This is a genomic window from Lentzea guizhouensis (genome assembly GCF_001701025.1).
Taxonomy (GTDB): Bacteria; Actinomycetota; Actinomycetes; order Mycobacteriales; family Pseudonocardiaceae; genus Lentzea; species Lentzea guizhouensis.
Genome location: NZ_CP016793.1, coordinates 9,514,015 through 9,531,936, shown reverse-complemented (window position 1 = coordinate 9,531,936; position 17,922 = coordinate 9,514,015). Strand labels below are relative to the sequence as shown.

The 17,922-nt window shown below is 69.7% G+C and carries 14 protein-coding genes; 10 read left to right on the top strand and 4 right to left on the bottom strand.

Annotated features, from left to right (window positions below; genetic code table 11):
• Positions 1–9 precede the first annotated feature (9 nt).
• Genes glpK through BBK82_RS45175 form a run of 3 tightly spaced genes read right to left on the bottom strand, consistent with a single transcriptional unit; the run spans position 10 to position 3,698 of the window.
• The gene (glpK, locus tag BBK82_RS45185) at positions 10–1,479 is read right to left on the bottom strand and encodes a glycerol kinase GlpK (protein ID WP_237047940.1); all 1,470 of its coding nucleotides are present in this window, start codon (positions 1,477–1,479) and stop codon (positions 10–12) included.
• Positions 1,480–1,533: 54 nt separating this feature from the next.
• Positions 1,534–2,289 (bottom strand): IclR family transcriptional regulator, encoded by a 756-nt coding sequence (locus tag BBK82_RS45180; protein WP_065921882.1) that lies wholly within the window; start codon positions 2,287–2,289, stop codon positions 1,534–1,536.
• Positions 2,290–2,333: 44 nt separating this feature from the next.
• Positions 2,334–3,698: a bifunctional phosphatase PAP2/diacylglycerol kinase family protein gene (locus BBK82_RS45175; RefSeq protein WP_065921881.1), complete on the bottom strand. Its 1,365-nt coding sequence runs from the start codon at positions 3,696–3,698 to the stop codon at positions 2,334–2,336.
• Between the two features lie 116 nt (positions 3,699–3,814).
• Here BBK82_RS45175 and pafA point away from each other — a divergent pair, with 116 nt between their 5' ends.
• Positions 3,815–5,173, top strand: a complete 1,359-nt coding sequence (gene pafA, locus BBK82_RS45170; protein ID WP_065920398.1) for a Pup--protein ligase — start codon at positions 3,815–3,817, stop codon at positions 5,171–5,173.
• A 48-nt stretch (positions 5,174–5,221) separates the two neighbouring features.
• On the opposite strand, the gene BBK82_RS45165 is transcribed toward pafA, so the two are convergent.
• Positions 5,222–9,400, bottom strand: a complete 4,179-nt coding sequence (locus BBK82_RS45165) for a wHTH domain-containing protein (RefSeq protein ID WP_065920397.1) — start codon at positions 9,398–9,400, stop codon at positions 5,222–5,224.
• A 121-nt stretch (positions 9,401–9,521) separates the two neighbouring features.
• Here BBK82_RS45165 and BBK82_RS45160 point away from each other — a divergent pair, with 121 nt between their 5' ends.
• The 9 genes from BBK82_RS45160 (at position 9,522) to htpG (ending at position 17,839) form a co-directional block, all read left to right on the top strand.
• Positions 9,522–10,523 carry a YCF48-related protein gene (locus tag BBK82_RS45160; RefSeq protein ID WP_065921880.1) on the top strand — a complete coding sequence of 334 codons (1,002 nt, stop codon included), beginning with the start codon at positions 9,522–9,524 and terminating at the stop codon, positions 10,521–10,523.
• 34 nt (positions 10,524–10,557) lie between these two features.
• On the top strand, positions 10,558–11,403 hold the full coding sequence (locus BBK82_RS45155) for an alpha/beta fold hydrolase (protein WP_065921879.1): 846 nt from the start codon (positions 10,558–10,560) through the stop codon (positions 11,401–11,403).
• A gap of 80 nt (positions 11,404–11,483) precedes the next feature.
• Positions 11,484–12,449: a helix-turn-helix transcriptional regulator gene (locus tag BBK82_RS45150; protein ID WP_065920396.1), complete on the top strand. Its 966-nt coding sequence runs from the start codon at positions 11,484–11,486 to the stop codon at positions 12,447–12,449.
• Complete coding sequence (locus BBK82_RS45145; protein WP_065920395.1) at positions 12,446–13,417, top strand: helix-turn-helix transcriptional regulator; 972 nt, start codon at positions 12,446–12,448, stop codon at positions 13,415–13,417. The genes BBK82_RS45150 and BBK82_RS45145 overlap by 4 nt, the downstream gene beginning before the upstream one ends.
• A gap of 18 nt (positions 13,418–13,435) precedes the next feature.
• A complete protein-coding gene (locus BBK82_RS49505) occupies positions 13,436–13,708 on the top strand; it encodes a bacteriophage holin (RefSeq protein WP_170068078.1) in 273 nt (90 codons plus the stop codon).
• Entirely contained in the window at positions 13,701–14,072 is a 372-nt protein-coding gene (tatA, locus tag BBK82_RS45140) for a Sec-independent protein translocase subunit TatA (RefSeq protein ID WP_065920394.1), read from the top strand. Before BBK82_RS49505 ends, tatA begins: the two co-directional genes overlap by 8 nt.
• 112 nt (positions 14,073–14,184) lie before the next feature.
• The gene (tatC, locus tag BBK82_RS45135; protein WP_083269004.1) at positions 14,185–15,093 is read left to right on the top strand and encodes a twin-arginine translocase subunit TatC; all 909 of its coding nucleotides are present in this window, start codon (positions 14,185–14,187) and stop codon (positions 15,091–15,093) included.
• Positions 15,090–15,950, top strand: coding sequence for a diacylglycerol/lipid kinase family protein (locus BBK82_RS45130; RefSeq protein WP_065920392.1), 861 nt, complete (start codon positions 15,090–15,092; stop codon positions 15,948–15,950). Before tatC ends, BBK82_RS45130 begins: the two co-directional genes overlap by 4 nt.
• 44 nt (positions 15,951–15,994) lie before the next feature.
• Positions 15,995–17,839, top strand: a complete 1,845-nt coding sequence (gene htpG / locus BBK82_RS45125; RefSeq protein ID WP_065920391.1) for a molecular chaperone HtpG — start codon at positions 15,995–15,997, stop codon at positions 17,837–17,839.
• The last annotated feature ends 83 nt before the right edge of the window (positions 17,840–17,922 follow it).

Sequence of the window (17,922 nt, the reverse complement as noted above, 5' to 3'; positions counted from 1 at the left end):
GAAATGAGCTCAGTCATCGTCCTCGTCCATCCACCCGACGGTCCGCTCGACCGCCTTCTTCCACTTCCGGTAGCCGCGTGCGCGCGCTGCCGGTTCCATCGACGGCTCCCATTCGGCCGCCTTGTGCCAGTTGGCCCTCAGCTCGTCGGTGCCCGCCCAGTAGCCCACCGCGAGACCGGCCGCGTATGCCGCGCCGAGGCATGTCGTCTCCGCGACGATCGGGCGCACCACGGGCACGTCGAGCACGTCCGCCAAGAACTGCATGAGCAGGTTGTTCGCCGTCATACCGCCGTCGACGCGCAACGTCGTGAGGTCCACACCGGAATCCGCGTTCATCGCGTCCACGACCTCACGCGTCTGCCACGCGGAAGCTTCGAGCACGGCGCGTGCGAGGTGCCCGCGCGAGATGTAGCCCGTCAGCCCGGCGATGACACCGCGCGCGTCGGAACGCCAATGCGGCGCGAACAAGCCGGAGAACGCCGGCACGAAGTACGCGCCGCCGTTGTCGTCCACCGTGCGCGCCAGCGTCTCGATCTCCGCCGCCGACGAGATCAGCCCGATCTTGTCGCGGAACCACTGCACCAGCGCGCCGGTCACCGCGACCGCGCCCTCCAGCGCGTACGCCGCGGGCTCGGAGCCGATTTTGTAAGCCACGGTCGTCAGCAGGCCATTGGCCGAACGCACCGGCGTGGCGCCCGTGTTGACCAGCAGGAACGCCCCGGTCCCGTACGTGCACTTGCCCTCGCCGGGCTCGAAGCACGTCTGCCCGAACAGCGCCGCCTGCTGGTCACCCAGTGCGGACGCGACCGGCACGCCCTCGAACGAGCCGTAGACCTCGGACGACGAGCGGATCTCCGGCAGCATCGACACCGGGACGTCCATCGCGGACACCAGCTCCGGGTCCCAGTCCAGGGTCTCCAGGTTCATCAGCATGGTGCGCGACGCGTTCGTCACGTCGGTGACGTGGCGGCCGGTCATGTTCCAGATCAGCCACGTGTCCATCGTGCCGAACAGCACCTCGCCCCGCGCCGCCCGCTCACGCAGGCCGGGCACGTTGTCGAGCAGCCAGCGCAGCTTCGGGCCGGAGAAGTAGGTCGCGAGTGGCAGGCCGGAGCGCTCGCGGAACCGGTCCTGGGAGCCGAAAGTCTTGATCAACGCGTCGGTGCGCGTGTCCTGCCAGACGATCGCGTTGTGCACGGGCTCGCCGGTCGCGCGGTCCCAGACGACCGTCGTCTCGCGTTGGTTCGTGATGCCGAACGCGGCGATGTCGGCGTACGAGAGAGAGGACTGCGCCAGCGCGTCGCGCACCACCGACTGCACGTTCGTCCAGATCTCGGTCGCGTCGTGCTCCACCCAGCTCGGCTTCGGGAAGATCTGCCGGTGCTCGCGCTGGGCGACCGACACGATCCCGCCGGAGGGGTCGAACACGATGCACCGGGACGACGTCGTGCCTTGGTCGATCGCCGCGAGGTAAGCCACCGTGCACACTCCTCTGTGTGAACCGTTCGACATTGTCGAACGCTGTCCACATTACTACCAGGAGAGGCCGCCCAGCTCCCTGGAGACACTGCGAGCTGCCTCACGCACGTACGACACGAGCTCCAGGCGTGGTGGCCGGTCCGGCGCCTCGCAAAGCCGCTCGACCGGCCCGGACACGCCGACCGCGCCCACGACGACACCGCGGCGGTCCCTGATCGGCGCCGCGATCGACGCCTCGCCCTCGACGAGCTCGTGCAGGTCGTAGCCCCAGTCGAGGGACCGGACCACGTCCAGCGCGGCCTCCAGACCGGCCTCGTCCAGCGTGTGCCGGGTGAACCGCTGCAGCTCGCCGTCCGGCCGCTCGCCGAACGCCACCAGCACCTTGCCCAGCGCGGTGGCGTGCCACGGCAGCAGCGCACCGGTGTCGAGCGCCTGCCGGCTGTTGTCCGGCCGGAACACGTGGTGCACGACGAGCACGTGCCTGCCGTGCAGCACGCCGATGCGCACCGCCTCGCGCGCCCGCATCGCCAGCGTGTCCGACCAGTTCAACGCCTTGGCGCGCAGCTCGTTGCCGTCGAGGTACGACGTGCCGATCTGGAACAGCGCGGCCCCCAGGCGGTACTTGCCGCCCTCGACCTCCTGCTCCACGAACCCGACCTCGTGCAACGTCCGCAGGATCCCGTGCACCGTCGGCTTCGCCAGGTCGAGGGCACGGGAGATCTCGGCGACGCTCAGCTGGTGCGCGCCGCCGTGGGCGAGCAGCTTGAGGACCTCCGCCGCGCGCTGGATGGACTGAATGGGTCCGGGCACGCACGCCACTCTAGCTGCGACCGTTCGACAATGTCGAACACTTGCTACGGCCGGTAGATGCCGAGAGCTGCCGCCCGCGAACGGAACTTGAAGTGGTTGGCCCGCTCGCGCACCTCACCGTCGGTCGCGATCGAGATCGGCGCCCCGTGCACCTCGACGTCCAACGAGGCGACCTCGAAGTGCTTGTACATGCGCGAGTGTTCGAGGGCCCCGAGCAGTGCACCCAGGAAGAACCTCGTGCGCGAGTACCTCCGGTCCGCCCGGACGTACCGGACGTCGAGCAGACCGTCGTCCAGCCGCGGGCGCATCGTGGGCGCGAACCCCTTCGGCCGGTACGGCCCGTTGCCCACGAACAGCAGCCACACGAGGTGCTTCTCGCCGTCGATGGTGATGTCCAGCGGCTTGGCGCGCTGCAGCACGCGGAACAGCGCCATCCCGGCCGCAGGCCACTTGCCCCAGCGCTTCTCCAGCTTCTCCCGCAGCCGCACCATGTCCGGGTAGCCGCCCAGCGACGCCGTGTTGACGAACCACTGGTCGTTGACCTGCGCGAGGTCCACCCGCACGCCGACGCCGTCCGCGACCGCCTGCGCCGTGTCGTGCAGACCGGTGATGCCGACGTCGCGTGCGAAGTGGTTCAACGTGCCGGACGGGACGAGCACCATCGGCAGGTCGTGTTCGGCGGCGATCGAGGCCACCGCGGCCACCGTGCCGTCGCCGCCCGCCACGCCGAGCGCCTTCGCGTCCGGCAGCGAGTCGAGCTTCTCGATGCCCACGACCTGCGCTTTCGGCCATTCCTCGATGATCTGCGGCGTCGGGTCGGGCCCGAGCCCCGAGTTCGGGTTCACCACCACGACCAGGCCGTCGCCCTCCTGCAACGGCGTCAGGTCGGCGTGCTCGTAGGCGGAGGCGGGCTCGTGCATCCCGATGGGCCACCACCGGCGCGTGAGATACGCGGCACCCACGCCCACCGCCGCACCGGCCGCCACATCGGTCGGCCAGTGAACGCCCGTGTGCACGCGTGAGTAAGCCACGGCGGCCGCGATCGGAGCCATCACAGCGCCCGCTCCGGGCGATTCCAGCGCCACCGCCGTGGCGAAAGCGGCGGCCGACGCGGCGTGCCCCGAGGGGAACGACGAGGACGTCGGCCGGCGTGACAGCCTGCGGTCGAGCGCGAGCAGGTCCGCGGCGGGCCTGCGTCGCGGGAACAACGACTTGCCGACCAGGTTCGCGCTGGTAGAAGCCCCGGCGATGGCCGCGAGCCCCCTCAGCGCACCTCGTCGCAAGGGGCCTTTGCCCGTTGCCAGAATGCCTGCGATGACGAACCACAGCACGCTGTGGTTGGCGGCTTTCGAGAGTCGCTTCAAACCCCTGTCGAGCCTGCTCGGAGGCAGGTTGGCGGAGGAGCTCATGAGCTTCTTGTCGAGCGCGCTGACTCGTTTCCACACGCCTCCGACACTAAACCGCAACCGGCGCGCCGCCCGAACGGATCACCCTGCTCCGCCTGCGAGTCGCCTACTGTTGAGGGATGCAGCGGCGGATCTTCGGCATTGAGACAGAATTCGGGGTGACCTGCACCTTCCACGGGCAGCGTCGTCTGTCCCCGGACGAGGTCGCGCGGTACTTGTTCCGCCGGGTCGTCTCCTGGGGACGCTCGTCCAACGTCTTCCTGCGCAACGGCTCACGGCTCTACCTGGACGTCGGCTCGCACCCGGAGTACGCCACGGCCGAATGCGACGACCTGGCCCAGCTGGTCACGCACGACAAGGCGGGCGAGCGGATCCTCGAGGACCTGCTCGTCGACGCGGAACGCCGACTGGCCGACGAGGGCATCGGCGGCGACATCTTCCTGTTCAAGAACAACACCGACTCGGCCGGCAACTCCTACGGCTGCCACGAGAACTACCTGGTCGCGCGCGCCGGCGAGTTCTCCCGCATCGCCGACGTCCTGCTGCCCTTCCTGGTCACGCGCCAGCTGATCTGCGGTGCGGGCAAGGTCCTGCAGACCCCGCGCGGCGCCGTGTACTGCCTCTCCCAGCGCGCCGAGCACATCTGGGAGGGCGTGTCCTCCGCGACCACCCGCTCCCGCCCGATCATCAACACCCGCGACGAGCCCCACGCCGACGCCGAACGCTACCGGCGCCTGCACGTCATCGTCGGCGACTCGAACATGTCCGAGGTCACCACGCTGCTCAAGGTCGGCAGCGCCAACCTGGTGCTGGAGATGATCGAACAGGGCGTCCAGTTCCGCGACTTCTCCCTGGACAACCCGATCCGCGCCATCCGCGAGATCTCCCACGACCTGACGGGCCGCCGCACCGTCCGCCTGGCCGGCGGCAAGGAAGCCTCCGCGCTCGACATCCAGCGCGAGTACTACGAGAAGGCCGTCGAACACGTCGCCAAGCGCTCCCCGGACCCGATGGCGCAGCGCGTCCTCGAACTGTGGGGCCGCACGCTCGACGCCGTCGAGTCGCAGGACCTCTCGAAGATCGACCGCGAGATCGACTGGGCCATCAAGAACCGCCTGATGGAGCGGTACATGGCCAAGCACAACATGGACCTCTCCAACCCGCGCATCGCCCAGCTCGACCTCGCCTACCACGACATCCGGCGCGGCCGCGGCGTGTTCGACCTGCTGCAGCGCAAGGGCCAGGTCGAACGGGTGACCGACGACGGCGAGATCGAGGCCGCGAAGGACACCCCGCCGCAGACGACCCGCGCCAAGCTGCGCGGTGACTTCATCGCGGCGGCGCAGGCGGCCGGGCGGGACTTCACCGTCGACTGGGTGCACCTGAAGCTGAACGACCAGGCGCAGCGGACGGTGCTGTGCAAGGACCCGTTCCGGGCGGTGGACGAGCGCGTGGAAAGGCTCATTTCGTCGCTGTAGGACTTCTGGTGACAGGGCGGCGGGCTTCTTCGCGAACTCGTCGCCCCGTCACGTGTCGAGGGTGAACCCGAGCCGTTCCAAGCGGTTGATGACCTCACCGGGGGTCAGGCGGGTGTGGTACGCCGCCGGCAGCACCTGGGCTCGCGGGAAGCTGGTGTCGAACGCCTGGTAGGGCTCCGCGTCCCACCTGTGCCGCAACAGCCTCAGATCGATCTCGTCGACCGAGCTCGGCAACCGGTCCCCGGCCACGACCGGAACTCCCAGACCGACCAGCCGCATCGCCACCTCCGCCGGGGGCAACCCGGTCGTCCCCGCCGCGAACAGCAGGTGTTGCACGTCGGCGGGCGTGGACGTGCCGACTCGCTGGAACTCGTGATCCCGACCGTCCTTTCGCGACCAGGCTGCAGGTTGACGGACCAGCAGTCGCGCGTCGAGCGGACCCACCTTCGCGGGCAGCTCCGCTTGCTCGGTGCGCAGGCCGAGCCGGCGCAGTCGCTCCGCCACGTCCTGCGGAGGCTTGCCGAGCTCGGCCGCCGCCGCGAGCACGTGTCCGACCGGAACCGTCAGGTCTGTGCGGACCAGAGCCGGGTCGTCGGCGTCCAGCCAGGGCGGTTTGCCGTTCAGGGCGTGACTGAGCAGGACCAGGTCGTGCGGCGTGACCTCGCTCTCGGCCCAGTTGGCCTGGGGCACCTCGAAGCCGAGTTCGCCCAGCCGTCCGGCGACGTCGCCCGGCGTGCGACCGGTCTTGGCCGCCGCGATCAGCACGCGCTGGAACGAGATCCGCTGACCGGTGGGCAGCCACGGGCGGTACTTGGCCTTCCGCTCGTACTCGTGGTCGGCACCGATCGTCGTGCAGGCGAGCACCAGGTCGTCCGCCCTGACCGACGCCGGGACCGCGGCAGCGGCCGGAGGGGTGTAGCCGAGCTCAGCCAGCCGCCGGGCGACGAGTCGGGGCGGTCGCCCCGACTTGAACGCGACGGCGAGCACGTGCCCCAGATCGGTCACCTCATCGTGGTGCACGCTCTTGAACAGCGTTGTCGGGTCGTGGACACGGGTGAGGCTGACGTCCGACTCGGTGAGGACCGGCAGGTCGGAGGTGGGTGGCACCTCGAAGCCTGCGGCGGCGAGCCTGGCCGCGACCTGGGCCGGTGACTGCCCGCTCTCGATTGCGGAGAGCACGATGTGCAGCAGCGGAACCGGATCCTCGACGAACTCGCCGTTCGGCCACCTCCGTCCGACGAACACGACCTGATCCCGCCCGTCGGTGTGCGGAGGCAGCTCGTCCGGACCGGGAGGCTCGTATCCGAGCTCGCGGAGACGACGGGCCACCTCCGCGGGCGTCTTGCCGGTCCTGGCGGCGGCGACCATGACGGACGGGACGGGCACCGGTTCGCCGAGCGAGATCGGATCGCCCCAGAACAACGGGTTGACCAGTATGTCGTCGGACGGGTGCACCTCGGTGGGCAACCGGTCGGCGGTGGGCACCCGGTAGCCCAGCTCGTGCAGGCGTGTGGTCACGGCTTGAGGTGACAACCCGGTCTCCGCTGCTGCGGTGATGACGTGGTCGTGCGGTACGTCCTCCTCCGCTCGCAAGTACCGGCCGTCTGGCTGCATGGACGTGTCGAGCAGGTGCCTGTCGGTCTTCCTCGCTTCGGCCGGCAGCACGCCGAGCTCGCCGACCGGGTAGTCCAGCTCAGCCGCTCTTGCCACGACCTCCGCTGGAGTTCGCTCCATCCTGAACGCCGCCGCGAGCACTTCGCCGAGGTGCGGCGCCTCGTCTCTCAGCTCGTTGATCAGCAGCTTGTCCGAAGGTCGTGCCGGCACGACGTCATCCGTCGCATCTCCCGGTCCTGCGTTGGCACGCAGCCAAGCCGCCAGCCTCCAGCGCCTGGTGCGGGCGCTCCAGGTCGGGAAGTTCTGTCCGCTGCCGGCCAGCATCGCCGCGTCCTCGGAGAAACAGCCGACGACCTCGATCGGCATTTCGATCCCACCGATCCGCCACGGCCGGTACCTCGCCTCGATCGCGCGTTCACAGATCTCGTCGGCCAGCCGCGCATTGTTGTTGTCGTCGGCATCGTCGTCGTCGAGGATGTTCGCCAGCCAGCCGTGGGACAGGGGCGAAGGTGAAGCCTGCAGCAACGTCGGAATCGCGTCCATGAGGAGCCGCTGAACAAGCGGGCGGTCGAGGTCGATGATCTTCCTGCGGTCAACGGTCAGCCTCGGCGCGTCGTGGCCGCTGAGGTTCACGACCGCGCCGAACGTCGTCGTGCCCGCCCATATGCCGTCGGCGAGCACCGCGCCTGTGGTGTCGCACCACCAGACTCTGCCGTTCGGCGTGGGAAGGACCAGATTCGCTTTTCGGCGCGCGCCCTGCTCGAGTGCGTCGTCGGTGCCGATCGGTGCCATGGTGGACAGCTGGTCGGGCAACCAGATCTGCTCACCGCTCCTGTCCTGCGACGTCACCCGGAACTCACTGACCCACAGCACCCGGCGCAACAGCTCGGTGCACCGCAACGGCCTGGTGGGCTCCGGTGACCGCAGGTGCAGGCGCGTGACGGTGCCCGCCTGTGTGCCTGGCCCGAGATCGCGCACCCGGAACAACGCTTCCGGCCCGGCGATGTGCGCCTCGAGCAGCCGTCCGGGGCGGCCGGCGCGGTCGAGCCGGCAGGTCGTCACCGTGATCTCGTCGGCCAGCATGAAGTAGCTGAGCACACCCACGCCGAACTTGCTGTTGGGGAACGACTCGATGCCCTCGGTGGTCCAGAGCGCCTTCTCCTCGACGTACTCGGGCAGGTCGGTGAACTTGATCCCCGCGCGTGCGAACACGTCGACCAGTTCGCGGTCGCCCATTCCGATGCCGTTGTCCGTGCAGTCGAGGACGGGACGGCCGTCGACCACGTGCTGGCGGAAGTCGATCTCGCCTTCCCAGTGCGGCAGGTCGGCGCCGGTCTTGCGCAGGTAGGCGGTCCGCGCCCGGCGGTAGCGGCACGCGTCGAGCGCGTTCTGGTAGAGCTCGCGGACGGCCAGCTCAGGGGTGCCGTAGAGCTGCTCACCCATCAGCAGGTCCTGGATCCGGTCGTCGGCGAGGCGGAACCGGTGCCCCAGCGCGACCGGCGCGTGGCCGGGTTCACCGCCCGCGGCCATCGCGACGCCGCCGGCCGTGGCGTGCACGGGCATCCCCTCCAGCGCGGAGCGGAGGGAGTCGGACTCTTCGGCGGCCAGGCCGATCTCGATGAGCAGTGCGTCGACCGAGCCGGCCTGTTCGCGCAACGCGAGTGCTGTGGCGGGGTGGGTGCACACGGCGGTGAGCGCACGGGTGCGGGTACCGCGCCAGCTGGCTCTGCTGATCGAAGCCAGCACCTCCCGCGGGACGACCCCGTCGTCGATGCCGAGGTGGATGAAGATGTCGCGCGGCAGCACCATCGGGTCGATCGCCGTGCGGTAGGCGAACACCAGGAGGTACCCGAGGAGCTGCTCGCGCAGGTCTTCCTCGAACTCGCTGCTGCTCGCGATGTGCGCGACGCTCCGCAACGTCGTCCCGCGGTCGGCGCGGCGCAGGAACGCGGGATCGATCTGAACCACCCGCATCAGCTCCAGCAGCCGCTCGGGGTCCAGCACCGAGCGCAGTGGCTCGGGCAGCTGCGCGGGCAGGAGGGCGGCCAGGTCTTCTGTGCGGTAGCTCTCCGGCCTGCGCACGAGCCACTGGTGAAACAGCCACCACGCGATGCTGTGCGCGGCAGGCTCGCCGGCGGCGAAGGCACGGGTGCCCCGGCGGTGCAACGTGCCGTGCTCGGCCACGAACGCGCTGAAGTCGCGCAGGTCGCCTTCCGGTGTGAAGGCCGCGGTCGCGGGATCGGTGCCGCGCAGCGCGGTTGCCGCCTGCTGTGCCCAGAACGCCTGGTGCAGGTAGGGGAACACCACCAGCAGGGCCGTTTCGACCTCGGACAGGCGGAGGTTCGCCGGCGTGAGGAGACGTTCGGTGACCCAGCGGACGCGGGTCGTGAACCGCTCGGCGAACGCGGGGTCGTGCCACGGCTGGGAGATCCGGTCGTCCTCCCACCGCCCGGCGAGCCGGTGGACCACCGCCAGCACAGCGGACCGCAGCTTTCGGTACCCGTCCAGGTGTTCGCTCGCGGCAGTCCACCACGGGTGCTGTTGCGCGATCTCACCGAGCGAGCGCCGCGGCGTGTCAACTCCGATCAGATGGCGCTGGTCGCTGTCCGGCATGGGGAGATCTTCGTTCGGCCGGGGTGCTGTCGTGCCGCAACGACGCACGGGGTCACCCGTTCAGCCGCATCACGCCGATCGGCGGGTAGGAAGCGCTCCCGTGCTCGGCGAGAGTGTCGGCATGAGGATCATCGCGGCGGCACTCGCCGCTTTTCTGGTTCTGCCTGGGGTCGCGGCGGCCTCGGAGGGCTACTGGGAGCTCAAACCGACTGGGACGGACGCGCGGCTGCGTGGGTTGTCCGCCGTCAACGGGCAGGTCGCGTGGGTCAGCGGCTCGAAGGGCACCGTCCTGCGCACCACGAACGGTGGGCGGTCGTGGGAGTCCGTGGCGCCGCCGGACACCGCCACGCTGGACTTCCGCGACATCGAGGCCTTCGACGCGCGCAACGCGGTGGCGTTGTCGATCGGTGAAGGGGAGGCGTCGCGGATCTACCGGACCTCGGATGGCGGGAAGTCCTGGCACGAGGAGTTCCGCAACACCGACCCGAAGGCGTTCTACGACTGCGTGGCCTTCTTCGACCGGTTCCGCGGGCTGGCGTTGAGCGATCCGGTCGACGGGAAGTTCCGGGTGCTCCGGACGTGGGACGGCGGCAGGTCGTGGCACGTCGACGACACCAAGGGGATGCCGGAGGCGTTGCCGGGGGAGTTCGCGTTCGCGGCCAGTGGGCAGTGTGTGACGACGAGCGGGAACCACGCGTGGATCGCGACCGGCGGCGGCGCGAAGGCACGGGTGCTGGAGTCGAGGGACGGCGGCCGGTCGTGGCGGGCGAGTGAGGTGCCGTTGCCGTCAGGGGAGGCGGCCGGGGTGTTCGCGGTGGCGTTCAAGACGCCGTGGCGGGGTGTGGCGATCGGGGGTGACTACCTGAAGCCGACGGATCCGACGCCCGCGTTCGCGACCTACGACAAAAAGGGCTGGGTGGCCGGCACCAAAGCTCCGGTGGGCTACCGGTCGGGGATCGCCTACCGGGGCAACGGGCTGGTGGCGGTCGGCCCGTCGGGGACGGACGTGAGCAAGGACGGCAAGAGCTGGCGGGTGGCGGACACCGGGAGCTTCGACACCGTGGACTGCGCCGGGCACACGTGCTGGGCGGCGGGGGAGAAGGGACGAGTGGGGCGGATTTAGTTTCCGCTTCACGCCTGCCGGGCAACCAGTGCAGGTGTTCGAGGGATTCTCGTTGCGCCGCATCGACGTCGGTGAGGCAGTGCTGCGGGTGAGGACCGGTGGTGCAGGGCCGCCGGTCCTCCTGCTGCACGGGCATCCCCGCACGCACACGACCTGGCACCGAGTTGCGCCGCTGCTGGCGACGGACCACATGGTGGTGTGTCCTGACCTGCGCGGGTACGGCGAGTCGAGCAAGCCGGGCGACTACTCGAAGCGGGCGATGGCGCGGGACTTCGTCAAGCTCATGGACGAGCTGGGGCACGAGCGGTTCGCGGTGGTCGGGCACGACCGGGGTGCGGCGGCCGCGATCAGGCTCGCGCTCGACCACCCGGACCGCGTCACGCGGCTGGCGGTGCTCGACGGGCTGCCGATCGGGGCGCACCTGGCGCGGGCCGACGCGCGGTTCGCGAAGGCCTGGTACCACTGGTTCTTCCTGGCGCAGCAGGACCTGGCGGCGGCGATGATCAGCCAGGACCCCGGGCTCTGGTACGGCGGGCGGTACCGGGACACGCCGGCGGTCATGGGCGTGGAGAACTGGGCGGACTACCAGCGCGCCATCAACGACCGCGACACGGTCCACGCGATGTGCGGTGACTACCGGGCCGGGCTGGAGGTCGACCGCGCGCACGACGACGAGGACCTGGCGAACGGGCGCAAGATCGCGTGTCCGGTGCTGGCGTTGTGGTCGACGAAGGACGACCTGGGCGAGCTCTACGACGACCTGCCCGGCATCTGGAGCGAATGGGCCGATGACGTCCGTGTGCGTCCCATCGAGTCCGGGCACCACGTGGCCGAGGAAGCGCCTGATGAGCTCGTGCGGGAGTTGCGCACCCTGCTCTGAGAACGGCCACATGAGCTGAATGGACCGTTGACGACAGGTGGTGATTAGGTTTCTACGCGCGCGCGGTTAGGGTTACTGCCGTGGCCATCGCACGCGCCGAACGCCTCGTCAACCTGGTGCTGTGCCTGCTGTCGACTCGTCAGTACCTGACAGCGGAGCGCATCCGCGCCATCGTCCCCGGCTATCACGAAGCGCCGACGGACGAGGCGTTCTTCCGCATGTTCGAACGCGACAAGTCCGAGCTGCGGGACCTCGGCGTGCCGCTGGAGGTGGGCAGGCAGTCCAACGCAGAGGGGGCGGAGGACGGGTACCGGATCGCCCGCCGCGACTACGAGCTCGGCGACATCGACCTGGAGCCCGACGAGGCCGCCGCGGTGGCGCTCGCCGCCCGGTTGTGGGACTCGCCGCAGCTCACGGGCGCGGTGCACGGGGCGTTGATCAAGCTGCGGGCGGCCGGGGTGGACGTCGACCAGGACGCGCCGGCCGCCGTGGAACCCAAGGTCAGGGCCAACGAACCGGCGTTCCCGCCGCTGCTGCAGGCCGTGCAGGCCGGGCAGGCGGTCACGTTCGGCTACCGCAAGCCGCCGCCGGGCGGGCAGAACCAGCGCACGGTCGAGCCGTGGGGCGTGGTCGCCTGGCGCGGCAAGTGGTACCTCGTCGGCTGGGACCGCGAGCGCGGGGACACCCGCTGCTTCCGGCTCTCCCGGGTGGTCGGGCAGGTCAAGGCCGTGGGCAAGCCCGGCGCGTTCACGGTGCCCGAGGGCACGGACCTGATGAGCCTCATCGCGCGCACCCAGGCCGACCCGCACCAGACCGCGCCCGCCAGGATCTGGGTCGCCAAGGACCGGGCTCAGGGCGTGCGCAGGCACGCGAAGGTGGTCGAGGAACGCGACGGCGGCGACGTCGTCGAGATCGACCTGAAGTTCCCCGACTCGGCGGCCAAGTGGCTGGCCGGGTTCGGGCCCGACGTCGTCGTGCTGGAACCCGAGGTGCTCGCCAAGAGCGTCCGGGACCGGCTGCAGGGTGCACTGGAAGGAGCGCGGTGACCGCGTCGAACGAACGGCTGCCGCGGCTGCTCGCACTCGTGCCGTACCTGCTCAACCGGCCGGCGATCACCGTCAAGGAGGCCGCGGCCGACTTCGGGATCACGCCGAAGCAGCTGCGCAAGGACCTCGAGCTGCTGTGGATGTGCGGGCTGCCCGGCTACGGGCCGGGTGACCTGATCGACCTGAGCTTCGAGGGCGAGACGATCACCGTCAGCTTCGACGCGGGCATGAACCGGCCGCTGCGGCTCACCGCGGCCGAGGCGTCGTCGCTGCTCGTGGCGTTGCGCGCGCTCGCGGACACACCTGGTGTGGTCGACACCGACGCGGTGCGGCGGGCGCTGGCCAAGATCGAGTCGGCGGTCGGCAAGGCGCAGCCGGCGGGCATGGTCGTGGGGCTCGGGGCGTTCGAGCGCGAGGAGACCGCCGAGATCCGGGCGGCCGTGCAGGACGCCGTGAAGCGCGAACGGGCCGTGCGCATCCGCTACTACTCGCAGTCGCACGACGCGATGAGCGACCGTGTCGTCGACCCGATGCGGTTGCTGCTGCTGGAAGGCCGCGGTTACCTCGAAGCGTGGTGCCGCTCGGCGCTCGGCGTGCGGCTGTTCCGGCTCGACCGCATCGACGAGGTCGAGGTGCTGGACGAGCCGAGCGTGCCGCCACCGCACGCCAAGCTCACCGATACGTCGGAGGGGTTGTTCCAGCCGAGGGACAACCAGAAGATCGCGGTCCTTCTTCTCGAACCGGACGCGCACTGGGTCGCGGAGTACTACCCGGTGGACCACGTGGCGGAGCAGACGGACGGCCGCACGCGGGTTCTCATGCGCTACGACGACCCGTCCTGGATGGTCCGCCTGCTCCTCGGGCTCGGCGGTGACGTGCACGTCGAGCAGCCGGCCGAGCTCGCGGCCGAGGTGGTCCGGCGGGCGGAGCAGGCATTGCGCCGGGCAGATCACCTGCTGTCCACCTAAGCCGTATAACGTGTGGTCGTGCCGTACACACCGACCCTGGCGCTGATCGCGCTCGGCCTCGTCCTGCTGGTGCTGATCGGGGTTCGAGTCATCCGATCCTTGCGTCGATTCGCCAGCACACGCACTCTGGTGGGGGACAGGTTCGGTGACGGCGTTGGCCTGCTCAAGGCGCGCTCAGCCGCGCTGAAGGTGGCCATCGCCGGGCGGCGGACTTCAGGACAGGCCCGCACCAGGGCAAACCCCGCGTACGATCGACGTCGCGGGGCAGACAGGAGGACCAGCAATGCCTAATCTCGGACCCACCGAGCTGATCATCATCGCAGTGGTGATCATCCTGCTGTTCGGTGCGAAGAAGCTTCCTGACATGGCCCGGTCGCTCGGCAGGTCGGCGAAGATCTTCAAGGCCGAGACCAAGGGCCTGCGCGACTCCGACTCCTCGGACGACGCGGTGGCCCAGCCGCAGCAGCCCGTGCAGCAGCCGGTCCAGCAGCTCCCGCCGGCCCAGCCGCAGATGCCGGTGCAGCAGGCGCCCGTGCAGCAGCAGCCCGTGCAGCAGGCGCCGGTGCAGCAGGCGCCGGTGCAGCAGGCGCCGGTGCAGCAGCAGCCGCAGGTCGCGCCGCCCATCGAGCAGACCGCGCAGAACAAGGCCAACTGACCTTCCGGTCGCAGACTTGTAAGGGACGGTTGGCGAGGTGGCAGGTCCGTTCCGGTGGTTCGCCGAACGCCGGGAACGCGGCAAGCGCCGTCGGGGCAACCCCGACGGCACGATGTCGCTCAAAGAGCACCTCTACGAGCTGAGGTACCGCCTCGGCCTCGCGATGCTGATCATCGCCCTCGGTGCGATCTTCGGCTTCATCTGGTTCCAGACGCGGCTCGGCCCGATCCCGTCGCTGGGTGACATCCTGACGGGGCCGTACTGCCAGCCCGAGCTGGCGCCGTACCGCGCCGACATCACCAAGGACGGCCGCTGCGCGCTGCTGCAGACCGAGCCGTTCGAGATCTTCCTGGTCGAGCTGCAGGTCGGCACGGCGGCGGGCGCGGTCCTGCTCAGCCCGGCCTGGCTGTACCAGATCTGGGCGTTCATCACGCCCGGCCTGTACGTGAAGGAACGCAACTTCGCGCGGGTGTTCGTCGGTGTCGGCGCGCTGCTGTTCTGCGCCGGTGCGGTGCTCGCCTACCTGGTGGTGCCCGAGGGTCTGAAGGTGCTGCTCGGTTTCGGCAGCGGCAACTGGACCACGGCGCTCACGGGTAGCAAGTACATCAACTTCGTGATCACCATGCTGTTCATCTTCGGCGTGAGCTTCCTGCTGCCGCTGGTGGTGGTGATGCTCAACCGCGCGGGCGTGGTGTCCTACGAGCGGCTGGCGAAGTGGCGGCGCGGCCTGTTGATGGGCCTGTTCGTGTTCGCCGCGATCGCGACGCCGGGCACCGACCCGATCTCGATGGTGGTGCTGGCGATCGCGCTGTCGCTGCTGTTCGAGATGGCGATCCAGTTCGCCCGCATCCACGACAGGCGCAAGGCCAAGCTGCGCGCCGCCGAGGGCTGGGACGCGCTGGACGACAACCAGGCCGCGCCGTTCGACTACACGCCGTCCGACACCGACGGCGACATGCCCGGTGAGAAGGCGACCGCTTCGGAGCAGCCGAAGCGCGTGAACTACGACGACGCCACGTGACGCGGGCGGCTTTGCTGGTCTGCCCCGCGTCGGGCAAGGGGCGGGCGGCCCGGATCGCCGGGTCGACCGCCGCGGCGTTGCGCCCACACGTCTCCGAACTGCGCCAGCTCGTCGCCCACGACGCCACGGGAACCCTCTCGCTGGCCCGTGCGGCCGTCGCGGACGGGCTGGACCTGCTGGTCGTGCTCGGCGGCGACGGAGCCGCCCACCTGGGCGTCCAGGCGTGCGCGGGCACGTCCACGGCGCTCGGCATCGTGCCCGCGGGCACCGGCAACGACCTGGCCAACGCCATCGGCTCGCACTCGGTCGAGGACGTCGTCAACGGCACGAGGAAAACCCTCGACCTCGGACAGCTCTCCACGGGCCAGTGGTTCGCCACGGTCCTGTGCGCCGGTTTCGACTCCGCGGTGAACGAACGGGCGAACGCAATGCGCTGGCCCGCCGGTCCACGCCGCTACGACCTGGCGATCCTCGCCGAGCTGGCGTCGTTGAGATCGGCTCCGCTGCTGGTCACGACGGAGTCCGAGTCGTTCTCGCTGGACGCCACCCTGGTGGCCGTGGGCAACACGCCGAACTACGGCGGCGGCATCCCCGTGTGCCCGCAGGCCGACGCGAACGACGGCCTGTTCGACGTGACCGTCGTGGAGCACGCGAGCCGTTCGATGCTCATGCGGATGCTGCCGACTCTGCGCACAGGCACCCACACCGACCATCCGGCCGTGCGCACGTTCCGCGCGCGTGAGGTGTCGTTGTCCGGTGGCGACGGCTGGGTCGCTTACGCCGACGGCGAACGCCAGGAGGCGCTGCCCGTCTCGGTCAAGACGGTTCCAGGCGCTCTCACAGTCGTGGGCCGCTAAATTAGTGGGTTGTCCGATCCGGTTTGATCTTTCGGTAGGGATGTATGGAAACCCTGGAGTTCCAGTCCGAGGCGCGCCAGCTGCTGCAGCTGATGATCCACTCGATCTACTCGAACAAGGACACGTTCCTGCGCGAGCTGGTGTCGAACGCCTCCGACGCGCTGGACAAGCTCCGGCTGGAGTCGTTCCGCGACAAGGACATGGTCGTCGACACCGACGACCTGCACATCGTCATCGAGTCCGACCCCGCCGAGCGCACGCTGACGGTGCGCGACAACGGCATCGGCATGACCCGCGAGGACGTCGTCCGCCTGATCGGCACGATCGCGAAGTCCGGCACCGCCGAGTTCCTGAGCAAGCTCAAGGAACAGCAGTCGGGCAACGCCTCGGACCTGATCGGCCAGTTCGGCATCGGCTTCTACTCGTCGTTCATGGTCGCCGACAAGGTCACCCTGGTGACGCGGCACCCGCACGCCGAGAAGGGCGTGCGCTGGGAGTCGACCGGCGAGAGCACCTACACGATCGACGAGGTCGACGACGCGCCGCAGGGCACGTCGGTCACGTTGCACCTGAAGCCGTCCGACGACGAGGACCAGCTGCCGGACTACACCGAGCCGGCCAAGATCCGCGAGATCGTCAAGCGCTACTCCGACTTCATCACCTGGCCGGTGCGCCTGGGCGGCGAGGAGATCAACTCCCGCAAGGCCCTGTGGGCGCGCCCGGCCTCCGAGGTGACCGACGAGGAGTACGCCGAGTTCTACCGGCACATCAGCCACGACTGGAACGCGCCGCTCGAGACCATCCGCATGCAGGCGGAGGGCACGTTCGAGTACCAGGCGCTGCTGTTCCTGCCCTCGCAGGCGCCGATGGACCTGTTCATGCGCGACGCCAGGCGCGGCGTGCAGCTCTACGTCAAGCGCGTGTTCATCATGGACGACTGCGCCGAGCTCATGCCCGAGTACCTGCGGTTCGTGAAGGGTGTCGTCGACGCGGCGGACCTGTCGCTGAACGTCTCGCGCGAGATCCTGCAGCAGGACCGCCAGATCCAGCTGATGCGGCGCCGGCTCGTGAAGAAGGTGCTGTCCTCGATCAAGGCGCTGCAGGGCAACCGTCCCGACGACTACGCGAAGCTGTGGCGCGAGGTCGGGGCGGCGCTCAAGGAGGGCCTGCTCGCCGACCCCGACAACCGCGACGCGATCCTCGAGATCTGCTCGTTCGCCTCGACGAACGACCCGGAGGCGCCGACCACGCTGGCCGACTACGTCTCGCGGATGAAGGACGGCCAGGAGCACATCTATTTCATGAACGGTGAGTCCCGCGTCGCCGTGGAGAACTCGCCGCACATGGAGGCGTTGCGCGCCAAGGGTTACGAGGTGCTCATCCTCACCGACGGCATCGACGAGATGTGGCCGGACTCGGTGCCGAGCTTCGACGGCAAGCCGTTCCAGTCCGTCGCCAAGGGGCAGGTGGACCTGGAGACGGAGGAGGAGAAGTCGGCGGCCGCGGCGAAGGCCGAGGAGTTCGGCGACCTGCTCACGTGGCTGCAGGGGCTGCTGGAGGACAACGTCAAGGAGGTCCGGCTCTCCTCGCGCCTGACCACCTCGCCGGCGTGCGTGGTCGGTGACGCGCACGACATCACCCCCACGCTGGAGAAGATGTACAAGGCGATGGGGCAGGAGCTGCCGAAGATCAAGCGGATCCTGGAGCTGAACCCGTCCCACCCGCTGGTCGAGGGCCTGCACACGGCGTTCGCCGCGGGTGAACGCGACGCGCTGGCCGACACCGCCGAGCTCGTCTACGGGCTCGCGCTGCTGGCCGAGGGCGGCGAACTGGCCGACCCGTCGCGCTTCGTGAAGCTCGTCGCGGACCGCGTCCAGCGCACGTTCTGAGTGCACGCGGGGAGCTTTCGCACTCTCCTGGCGCACGCGGGGACCCCGCGTGCGCCAGGAGGCAGTGTTCATCATTGCTTCAG